The 8,925-nt window shown below is 67.0% G+C and carries 11 protein-coding genes; 6 read left to right on the top strand and 5 right to left on the bottom strand.

Translation table 11 applies throughout. The features are described from left to right. The first annotated feature begins 254 nt into the window (after nt 1–254). Nucleotides 255–872, top strand: coding sequence for a helix-turn-helix transcriptional regulator (locus QAR72_RS15185; protein WP_304618219.1), 618 nt, complete (start codon nt 255–257; stop codon nt 870–872). Here QAR72_RS15185 and QAR72_RS15180 read toward each other — a convergent pair. Then, complete coding sequence (locus QAR72_RS15180) at nt 869–2,470, bottom strand: PAS domain-containing protein (RefSeq protein WP_304618218.1); 1,602 nt, start codon at nt 2,468–2,470, stop codon at nt 869–871. The genes QAR72_RS15185 and QAR72_RS15180 overlap by 4 nt on opposite strands. A gap of 77 nt (nt 2,471–2,547) precedes the next feature. Further along, the gene (locus QAR72_RS15175; RefSeq protein ID WP_304618217.1) at nt 2,548–3,879 is read right to left on the bottom strand and encodes an ActS/PrrB/RegB family redox-sensitive histidine kinase; all 1,332 of its coding nucleotides are present in this window, start codon (nt 3,877–3,879) and stop codon (nt 2,548–2,550) included. 90 nt (nt 3,880–3,969) lie between these two features. On the opposite strand from QAR72_RS15175, the gene QAR72_RS15170 reads away from it, so the two are divergent. From QAR72_RS15170 to QAR72_RS15160, 3 genes are all read left to right on the top strand, one after another. Then, nucleotides 3,970–4,599 (top strand): SCO family protein, encoded by a 630-nt coding sequence (locus tag QAR72_RS15170; protein ID WP_304618216.1) that lies wholly within the window; start codon nt 3,970–3,972, stop codon nt 4,597–4,599. Nucleotides 4,600–4,738: 139 nt separating this feature from the next. Next, the gene (locus tag QAR72_RS15165; RefSeq protein WP_304618220.1) at nt 4,739–5,290 is read left to right on the top strand and encodes an ActR/PrrA/RegA family redox response regulator transcription factor; all 552 of its coding nucleotides are present in this window, start codon (nt 4,739–4,741) and stop codon (nt 5,288–5,290) included. An 82-nt stretch (nt 5,291–5,372) separates the two neighbouring features. Continuing rightward, nucleotides 5,373–5,684, top strand: coding sequence for an H-NS histone family protein (locus QAR72_RS15160; protein WP_304618215.1), 312 nt, complete (start codon nt 5,373–5,375; stop codon nt 5,682–5,684). A gap of 3 nt (nt 5,685–5,687) precedes the next feature. Here QAR72_RS15160 and QAR72_RS15155 read toward each other — a convergent pair whose 3' ends face one another. The 3 genes from QAR72_RS15155 to QAR72_RS15145 are packed head-to-tail and all read right to left on the bottom strand — an operon-like array spanning nt 5,688 to nt 7,448. After that, nucleotides 5,688–6,293, bottom strand: coding sequence for an HD family hydrolase (locus tag QAR72_RS15155; RefSeq protein ID WP_304618214.1), 606 nt, complete (start codon nt 6,291–6,293; stop codon nt 5,688–5,690). Between the two features lie 6 nt (nt 6,294–6,299). Beyond that, entirely contained in the window at nt 6,300–6,842 is a 543-nt protein-coding gene (gene secB / locus QAR72_RS15150) for a protein-export chaperone SecB (RefSeq protein ID WP_304618213.1), read from the bottom strand. Nucleotides 6,843–6,896: 54 nt separating this feature from the next. Continuing rightward, a complete protein-coding gene (locus QAR72_RS15145) occupies nt 6,897–7,448 on the bottom strand; it encodes an FxsA family protein (protein ID WP_304618212.1) in 552 nt (183 codons plus the stop codon). 110 nt (nt 7,449–7,558) lie between these two features. Between QAR72_RS15145 and QAR72_RS15140 the strand changes: the two genes are divergently transcribed. Both QAR72_RS15140 and QAR72_RS15135 read left to right on the top strand, forming a co-directional pair. Next, nucleotides 7,559–8,215, top strand: a complete 657-nt coding sequence (locus QAR72_RS15140; RefSeq protein ID WP_304618211.1) for a Tim44/TimA family putative adaptor protein — start codon at nt 7,559–7,561, stop codon at nt 8,213–8,215. Next, nucleotides 8,215–8,832, top strand: coding sequence for a Smr/MutS family protein (locus tag QAR72_RS15135; protein WP_304618210.1), 618 nt, complete (start codon nt 8,215–8,217; stop codon nt 8,830–8,832). The genes QAR72_RS15140 and QAR72_RS15135 overlap by 1 nt, the downstream gene beginning before the upstream one ends. The last annotated feature ends 93 nt before the right edge of the window (nt 8,833–8,925 follow it).

Genomic DNA, 8,925 nt, shown 5'->3' with positions numbered 1-8,925 from the left:
GTCCTCGGCATAGGCATCGAAATAGGTCAGCATCGTCTCGACCATGTCGCGGCTGAACTCGGCCGTCGCCAGCCGCGGTTCGCGGATTTCCTTCACCATCGGTTTTCCTTTCCTGTCTAACCGGGATCTCCTGAAAGAATCCTTAAGGGGCCGGGAAAGTCGTGGCCAATCGACAGAGCCTGTCTTTTCGGCATATCCGAAAAGACATATGATCCCCCGCATGACGGGGCTGCGGCCCGGACCGGAAGGGTGAGATGCTCAAGGACCTGATACCCGGCTTCGACGACGAGATCGCCGAGATGCACGCGCTGGCGCCAACCGGCTGGATCATGGGCTTCAACCTGACCTTCCGGGGCCCGGAACACCTGTTCAACGCCTATCCCGACGCCTGGCGCGCCATCTACGAGGAGCGCAACTACTTCTTCGGCGACCCGATCGCGATGTGGACCATGACGAATGACGGCTGGGTGCGCTGGTCCGAAGTCCGCATCCCCGATCTGCGCGGCGTGATGCGCGAGGCGCGGCGGTTCCGGCTGAACCACGGCGTCGCGATCTCGCGCAAGGTGAACGGCAAGCGGTCCTTCCTGACGCTGTCGCATCCCGACCGGGAATTCACCGACGAGGAAATCGGGCGCTGCGCGGCGAAATTCTCGCTATGGACGGATCTGGTCCTCAGCCGCGCGGCATTGGGGCCCGGAGAGCTGGACGTGCTGCGCTGCTTCCGCGATGGGCTTGGTCAGGCCGAGACCGCCAGCGCGCTTGGCATCGCGGAATCCACCGTCAAGCAGCGTGCGCTGAAGGCCTGCGCCAAGCTGGGGGCCAGAACCCGCACCCAGGCCGTGGCCATCGCGGTGTCGCGCAACTACCTCTAGCCGGCCTTGACCGCGCCGGTCAGGTCGGTGGCATGGTCCAGCGCCAGCAGCGCGTCCGGGGCGGTCAGGCTTTCGACCCCGGGCTGGCGGAAGCGCAGCATCACCCGGCCCCCCGCAAGATGCGAGACCGCCCAGCCCAGAAGCTGCCCCTGCGGGCCCGCCATCGCGCCGCTGGCGCGGGCCGCCTGCTCGCCCTGCAACGCCTCGCAGAGCGCGGCATGGCCTGCGCCGGGGGCGCGGTTGCCGCTCCACAGGGTCATGGCCTCGGGCAGGTCGGTCACGGCGTCACCCCACAGCGCGCGATAGGCCTGGTTCGCCATCACCATCTTGCCGCCATGGGCAAAAACGACCAGCGCGTCCTCGATCCCGTCCAGCACATGGCTGCCCAGCATTAGCTCAGCCCGGAACTTGCGGGTCAGGCTGACCTCGGAGGTGATGTTCTCGAAGAGGAAGGCCACCGCGCCGTCGGGATGGGGGCGGCCGGTCACGCGATAGGTCTGGCCGCCGGGCAGGGACCAGGTCTCGACATGGTGGCCGGTCGCGGCGGCGCTTTCCAGATTGGCCATGTGCTGACGCCAACTGCGGTAATCCTTGGGCTCGGGGACCATGCGCTGTTCGCGCAGCTGGTCGAGAAAATCGAACAGCGTCGGGCGCGCGGTCAGAAAGCCGGTGGGCAGGCCCGTCAGGTCGATCAGCGCCGGATTGAACAATTGCAGGTTCCGCTGCCGGTCGAAGATCGCCAGACCGATGGGCAGGTCGGCAAAGGTCTTGGTCAGGGTTTGGACGAATTCGCGCAGGCTGCGTTCGGCGCGCACGGCCGCATCGGCGGGCAGGGCGAACATCATCACCTCGTCGCCCATCCGGTGACTGTGGCAATCATACCAGGAGACGATGCCGTTATCCTCGAGCGCGGCGCGGCGGGTCGCGGTCCCGGCGCCCGGCACGGGCTTTGGTGCATCCAGCAGCCGCGGCAGGGGCCAGCCCAGGACGCCGTCATTGCGCGTCTCGGCACGGCGCAGATAGGCGGCATTGGCCCAGGTGATGCGCTCGTCCTCGTCCTGGCGCCAGACCAGCATCGGCGTCTGGTCCAGCGCGCGGCGCAGCAGGTCCAGCTCCTCCTCCATCGCGTGGAGCGACATCGAATCGACCACGATGCCCGCATGTTCTGCCCGGGGATCGGTGACGGTCAGGCGCCACATCCGGTCGCCCAGATCCTCGGCCACCAGCCGCAGGGTGGCGCTGCCGCGTCCTTCGGCGCCGGTCATCTCGATCCGGCCCAAGCGTTCCAGCTGGCTCATCCGGGCGGGGGCCTCTGGAAATCGGGGGCCCAGCCATTGCTGGAGGCGCGACCAGTCGTCGCCCGGCGCGCCGATCCGGTCCAGCAGGCCTCGCGCGGGCGGCGTTGCATCGATGAGGCGCGTCTGGCGGAACAGGAACACCATCGGCTGGATCGCCGCGTCCAGCCGGTCGCGCCCGGCGCTGCCCGCCTGATTGCGCGATCTGGCTGCATCCCACAGCCTGATCGCCCCCACCGCCAGAATGACGGACAGGGTTCCCGCAAGGATCGCCGTGGCGACCAGACCGATCCCTTCGCTCAACATCACCAGCCCCCGTGCCCGTTGCATTCCGCTTTGCGGCGAATGTTGCACAGCTTGCTTAAGAATGGGTTAAGCGATCAGCTGTCGATATGCGGATTTTCGGCCAGTGCCCGGCGATCCTCGGCCCTGATCCGGTCCAGGGGCCAGCGCACCGACACGATGGCGCCCGGCCCGCCATTGCCGAAGCTGAGCCGCGCGCCCGACCGTTCCAGCAGCGTCTTGGCGATGAAGAGGCCAAGGCCCATCCCCTCGTAGCTGCCGCGCTGCGCCTCGGCCCGGCGGGAGAGATAGGGATCGCCCAGACGCGACAGCAGCGCCACCGGATAGCCCGGCCCGTCATCGCGGATCGTCACGCCAAGGCTAGTCTGGGTCATCTGCGTCTCGATCACCACGCGGCTTTCGGCGAAATCGACGGCGTTCTGGATCAGGTTTCGCAGCGCGTGGATCACCGCCGGATCGCGGTGCACCACCGGACCGTCGGCCTTGATCTCGACCACGGGGCCGCGATTGGCATGAGGCGCCGCAGCATCCTCGAGCACGGCGCGCAGCGGGGCGGCGCGCATGTGCAGGTCGTCCTTGCCCGCCCGGCCCATGCTGCGCAAGATCTGCGCGCAGCGATCGGCCGAGGCCTTCAGCGCGGTGGCATCCGCGTAAAGATCGGGCCGGTCGCGCAATTCGTCGGCCAGCTCTCCGGCGATCAGCTTGATCGTGGCCAGCGGCGTGCCCATCTCGTGCGCCGCCGCCGCGACCACGCCGCCCAGATGCTGCAGCCGCTGTTCGCGCGACAGCGCCATCTGCGTGGCGAAAAGCGCGTTCGACGTCGCCTGCAGTTCCGCCGTGACCCGATGGGCGTAGCCCGCGAAAAACACCACCCCGATCACCAGCGCGACCCAATGGCCCAGCGCGAGGATCGGTTCCATCCGCAGGATCTCTCCGTCGGGGCCGCGCAGGGGCAGGCCGAACAAGGCCGCGACCGAGATCAGCGCCACCGTCGCCAGGCCAAGCGCCAGGACCTGCCGCCCCTTTAGCGAGGCCGCCGCGATCGTCACCGGCGCCAGAACCAGCAGCGCAAAGGGGTTGGCCATGCCGCCGGTCAGCGCCATCAGCGCCGAGATCTGCACCAGATCGAAGCTGAGCTGCGCCACCGCGCGCCCCGGCGAGGTTCGCTTGGGCGGGCGCAGGAACAGCCACAGGTTCATCGTGATCGAGGCCGCGATCAGCAGCAGGACCGGCGTCTTGACGAAGCCGATCCCCATGAACCAAGCGACAATCACCGCCGCCATCTGCCCGCCGATGGCGAACCAGCGCAGCAGCACCAGCGTGCGGATGCGGATGGGTTCGGCCTTGTGCTGGTCGGTCATCACGACCGGCGCTTCAAGGCTGGCCGCGGCCTGGGCGGTTTCCGTCATCGTGATGTCCCTGCGGCGGTGCGTGCCTTGATAACGGCGGCTCGATCAGCGATCAATGCGCCGAATTGGCACGCAAGGATGGTGAGAGTCATGGCGGATCGCAAGATCCTGTTGTTCGGCGCTGCGGCGGCAATCGGCGTTCTGGCTGGCGGCGGGCTGTTTCTGACCCAGCAGCGGGCGGGCGATCCGCTGGCGCAGTGCCGGGGCAGCGCCGTGGCCGGGGGCATGGACAGTTTCGGCACCGATTTCACCCTGACCCGCCATGACGGACAGCGCGTCACCCAGGACGAGGTTTTCACCAAACCCTCGCTGCTTTATTTCGGATATACGTTCTGCCCGGATGTCTGCCCTCTGGATACGGCGCGCAATGCCGAGGTGGAGCATATTCTGGCCGAGCGCGGCACCGAAATCCAGAATGTCTTCGTCACCGTCGATCCCCGCCGCGACACGGTCGAGGTTCTGGCCGATTATACCAGCCTGTTTTCCGACGACATGATCGGCCTGACCGGTTCCGACGAGGAAATCGCGCAGGTCAATCAGGGCTGGCGCAATTACTACAAGGCCCATGATGAGGAAGATCAGGAATATTATCTGGTCGATCACATGACCAATACCTATCTGGTCATTCCCGGAAACCGGACGGTGGAATTCTTCTCTCGCGAGGCGACGGCCGAGCAGATGGCCGACCGCGTGGGCTGTTTCGTGGACGCCCTGTCCTGACGGGGCCGGCCCGGAAATCCGGGTCTGAAACGTGCCGGCGCGGATCAAGCGTCTGAAAAAGAAACGGCGTTTTGTCGCAACTGTTTGCCTTGCAGGCCGTGGGTCACTACATCTCGTTTCTAGCATTCAGAGGCGCGCGATGGACAATGTGACCCACACGATCGGACCCGACCCCAGTCTGCTGCTGGTCGATGATGACGAGATCTTCGTGACACGCCTGGCAAGGGCGATGGAAAAGCGCGGCTTCCAGACGGAAACCTCGCTCAGCGTCTCGCAGGCCATGCGCCAGATCGAGCGCAAGGCCCCCGCCTATGCCGTGGTCGATCTGCGTCTGGAGGACGGGAACGGACTGGACGTGGTCGAGGCGCTGCGCGAGCGGCGCGCCGATGCCCGCATCATCGTGCTGACCGGATATGGCGCCATCGCAACGGCCGTCGCGGCGGTGAAAATGGGTGCCACCGATTATCTGGCCAAACCCGCCGATGCAAATGACGTGACGTCAGCGCTTCTGTCCAGCGGTGAGGTTTTGCCACCCCCGCCGGAAAATCCCATGTCGGCTGATCGCGTGCGTTGGGAACATATCCAGCGCGTTTACGAGCAATGCGACCGGAATGTCAGCGAAACCGCTCGCCGCCTGCATATGCATCGCAGGACGCTTCAGCGGATTCTTGCTAAAAGGGGGCCTCGCTGATTTAGGGTAATGGTTGTATTACCCTGTCTTTCGCCTATAAGCTGATTATCAATATCAGTCTTATTTTCGGGAGACGAAAAGAATGGACTTTGACCTCGACAAGATGTCGTTGAAGGAATTGCGCGATATGCGGAGCAAACTGGATCGCGCGATTTCCAGCTATGAAGATCGCCGCCGCCGCGAGGCCATTCAGGCCGCCGAGGAAGCCGCCCGCGCCCATGGCTTCAATCTGGCCGAACTGACCGGCTCCGCGCCCCGCAAGCCCACCACGGTCGCGCCGAAATACGCCCATCCCGAAAACCCGTCGCTGACCTGGACCGGCCGTGGCCGCAAGCCGCGTTGGGTTCAGGAAAACCTGGATGCGGGCAAGTCGCTGGAAGACCTGCTGATCTGAGGCCTAGGCCCCATCGATCAGCGCGATGATCCGGGCAAAGCGCTCCAGATAGGCGGCGCGCGTCTCGGCCGGGGGGCGAAGGACCAGTTCCAGCCCCTCGGTCGCGCCTTCGTCGCGCAGCGGGAACAGCCGCCGCGCCTCGGCCGGGTCAAAGCCTGCAATCGCCACAGCCTCGATCCGGGCCGAGATGCGGTCGGCCTCCTTGATGCGCGCCTTGATCGGCTTGGGCAGCGCGGCGGGCAGGCCGAAGCGCCGGTGGATCGCGGCGGCGATGCGTTCGTCCATCGCGCCGTATTCCGCCCCAAGCGCCGCCTTGACCGGCGAGATCATGTCCCCGATCACATATTCCGGCGCGTCATGCAGCAGCGCGGCCAGTCGCCATTGCGGCGGCAGGGCCGGTTCCAGCCGGGTGAAGATCTCTTCGACCAGCAGCGAGTGTTCGGCCACGGAATAGGGCCAGTCGCCGCGCGTCTGGCCATTCCAGCGCGCGACAAAGGCCAGACCGTGGGCGATGTCCTCGATCTCGATGTCAAAGGGCGTCGGGTCCAGCAGGTCCAGCCTGCGGCCCGACAGCATCCGCTGCCAGGCCCTGCGCGGTCGCGCGGCCATCCCCGATCAGGACGGCTTGGCTTCGCCCTGCGCCTGCTGCGCCTGCGCCTGGGCGCGGCGCGCCAGTTCCTGACGATACAGCGCCACGAAATCCACCGGGTCCATGTTGAAGGCCGGGAAGCCGCTGTCGCGCGTCAGGTCGGCGATGATCCGGCGCACGAACGGGAACAGCATCCGCGGGCATTCGATCATCAGGAAGGGATGCATCTGGTCGTCGGGCACGCCCTCAATCTGGAAGACGCCGGCATAGTCCAGCTCGGCCAGAAACAGCGTCGCGCCATCGGCACGGTTCTTCGAGGTCACGCGGAACTTGTTGATGACCTCGTACTGGTTCTCGGCACCGCGGCGGCGGGCATCCAGGCTGACCTGCACCGAAATCTCGGGCTGGATCTCGCCGGTGGGCGCACCCTTCTGCGCCACGCCGTTCTCGAACGAGAGGTCGCGGATATATTGGGCAAGGACCTGCATGCGAAGCTGCGACTGGCCTGCATTCTGCGCCTGGGCGGCGGGTTGCGGCGCGGCGCCGTTCGGGGTGTTTTCGTCAGCCATCTTGCTTCCTCGTCTGCGGGGTTTGCCCGCTTCTAACAGGCAGGCCCGCCCGCCTCAATGCTGCGTCCAGCCCGAACCGCCCGGGCGGCGCGGTTCGGGGGGCAGATCGTCCAGCTGCGGCGGCAGGTCAGGCGGCGCCGGACGCTCGGGGCGCGGCTCCTCGTCGGCGACGTAGTATTCGCCGTCGATCACGCCCTCGCCATAGGGCGGGCGGTGATCGTCGCGGCGCATCGTCGCATGCCCGGCCTGCACCCGCGTCACCCGGACGCGGCCCGCAAGCTGGCGCAGCACCAGATCGCGGATGCCCGGCACCAGAAGCGCCAGCCCGACCGCATCGGTGAAAAAGCCCGGCGTCAGCAGCAGCATCCCCGCGACAAGGATCATCACGCCATGCGCCAAGGGCCGCGTCGGATCCCGGAATTCCGAGAAACTGCGCTGAATCTCGGCCCAGGCATGGGCGCCCTGGCTGCGCATCACCGCCGTCCCCACGATCGCGGTCAGCACGACGATGGCCAGCGTCGGCCACAGCCCGATCAGGCCGCCGACCTGGATGAACAGGGCGATCTCGATGATCGGGACGGCCAGAAACAGCCAGAAAAGCCACATGCGCATATCCCTCCTTGCGGTGCTGAAACTGGACTTGCACCGGCGCGTTCCCTACATAATGGCCAAGCCGCCCGATACCAACAGACCCGATCGCACAAAAGGTTGCCTGCATGTCCAACCCTCTTCTTCAGCTGCTTGTTCTGGCGGGGATCGCCATCTTCCTGATCCTGCGCCTTCGGAACGTGCTGGGAACGCGCGACGGGTTCGAACCCCCGCGGGTCGAGAACCCGGCCCCCACGCCCCGCCGCTTCGAAGTGATCGACGGCACCGCCGACGAGGTGGATCACGACATCCTGGACCATGCCGAGGCGGGCAGTCCGACCGCCGAGGCGCTGGCCGCGATGAAGCAGGCCGAGCCGTCCTTTGGCGTGCGCGATTTCCTCGGCGGCTCGAAGATGGCCTACGAGATGATCCTGATGGCCTTCGAACGCGGCGACCTGTCCGAGGTGCGGCCCTTCCTCGCCGAGCCCGTGGCCGATGCCTTCCAGTCCGTGATCGACCAGCGCGAGGCGAACGGCCAGAGCGTCGAGGCCAGCTATCTGGGCACGCGCGAGACCGCACTTGTCTCGGCCGAATTCGACCGCGTGACCGGCATGGCCGAGGTGACGGTGCGCTTCGTGGGCGAACTGATCGCCGCCACCCGCGACGCGGCGGGCAATGTGGTCGAGGGTGATCCCAAGGCGCCGCGCAAGCAGAAGGACGTCTGGACCTTCGCCCGCGTCATGGGTCAGGACGATCCGAACTGGCAGCTTGTCGCGACCGGCTGATGCCCCGCCGCAAGGGCCTGACGCCCGAAGAGGCGGAGCTATGGGCGCGGATCGCGGCAACGGCCTCGCCGCTTGACCGCAAGGCGCGCGGAACGCTGGCCAAGCCCGCCCCGCCTCCGGCTCCTCCCGAACCGAACCCAGCCGCCGCCGCGCCGCGCCCCCAACCGGGCGCGGTTCCCGCTTTCCGCATCGGCCAGTCGGTCCAGCACCCCCTGCGCCAGACCAGCACCGCGCCCAGCCCGGCCGCTACCCTGGCGGGGCAGGCCCTGCGGATGGACCCCAAGACGCACAAGCGCATGACGCGCGGCAAGCTGCGCCCCGAGGCGCGGCTGGACCTGCACGGCCTGACCCTGGCCGAGGCGCATCCGCGTCTGATCGAGTTCATCATCTCGTGCCATGCCGCAGGGCTGCGGCTGGTTCTGGTGATCACCGGCAAGGGGCGCGGCGATCACGGCCCGCTGCCGACGCGGCCGGGCGCGCTGCGGCATCAGGTGCCGTTCTGGCTGCATTCCGGCCCGCTTTCGGCGGTCGTCCAGCAGGCCACCCCCGCCCACCACAATCACGGGGGCGAGGGCGCCTATTACGTCTATCTGCGCCGCCCGCGCGGGGCGCTATAGCACATAGCGCGACAGGTCGGTGGACCGCGCCAGATCGCCCAGATGGCGTTCGACATAGGCGGCATCCACGCTGACCGCCTCGCCGCTGCGATC

Origin of the sequence: Paracoccus sp. (in: a-proteobacteria), from assembly GCF_030604785.1 — a bacterium.
GTDB lineage: Bacteria > Pseudomonadota > Alphaproteobacteria > Rhodobacterales > Rhodobacteraceae > Paracoccus.
This window is presented reverse-complemented; position numbering and strand designations above follow the sequence as displayed.

What these genes read in the sequence shown, in the direction of transcription:
- QAR72_RS15185 (WP_304618219.1), top strand. Translation starts at nt 255, where the DNA reads ATGCTCAAGGACCTGATACCCGGCTTCGACGACGAGATCGCCGAGATG.
- QAR72_RS15175 (WP_304618217.1), bottom strand. Translation starts at nt 3,879, where the DNA reads ATGACGGAAACCGCCCAGGCCGCGGCCAGCCTTGAAGCGCCGGTCGTG.
- QAR72_RS15170 (WP_304618216.1), top strand. Translation starts at nt 3,970, where the DNA reads ATGGCGGATCGCAAGATCCTGTTGTTCGGCGCTGCGGCGGCAATCGGC.
- QAR72_RS15165 (WP_304618220.1), top strand. Translation starts at nt 4,739, where the DNA reads ATGGACAATGTGACCCACACGATCGGACCCGACCCCAGTCTGCTGCTG.
- QAR72_RS15160 (WP_304618215.1), top strand. Translation starts at nt 5,373, where the DNA reads ATGGACTTTGACCTCGACAAGATGTCGTTGAAGGAATTGCGCGATATG.
- QAR72_RS15155 (WP_304618214.1), bottom strand. Translation starts at nt 6,293, where the DNA reads ATGGCCGCGCGACCGCGCAGGGCCTGGCAGCGGATGCTGTCGGGCCGC.
- secB (WP_304618213.1), bottom strand. Translation starts at nt 6,842, where the DNA reads ATGGCTGACGAAAACACCCCGAACGGCGCCGCGCCGCAACCCGCCGCC.
- QAR72_RS15145 (WP_304618212.1), bottom strand. Translation starts at nt 7,448, where the DNA reads ATGTGGCTTTTCTGGCTGTTTCTGGCCGTCCCGATCATCGAGATCGCC.
- QAR72_RS15140 (WP_304618211.1), top strand. Translation starts at nt 7,559, where the DNA reads ATGTCCAACCCTCTTCTTCAGCTGCTTGTTCTGGCGGGGATCGCCATC.
- QAR72_RS15135 (WP_304618210.1), top strand. Translation starts at nt 8,215, where the DNA reads ATGCCCCGCCGCAAGGGCCTGACGCCCGAAGAGGCGGAGCTATGGGCG.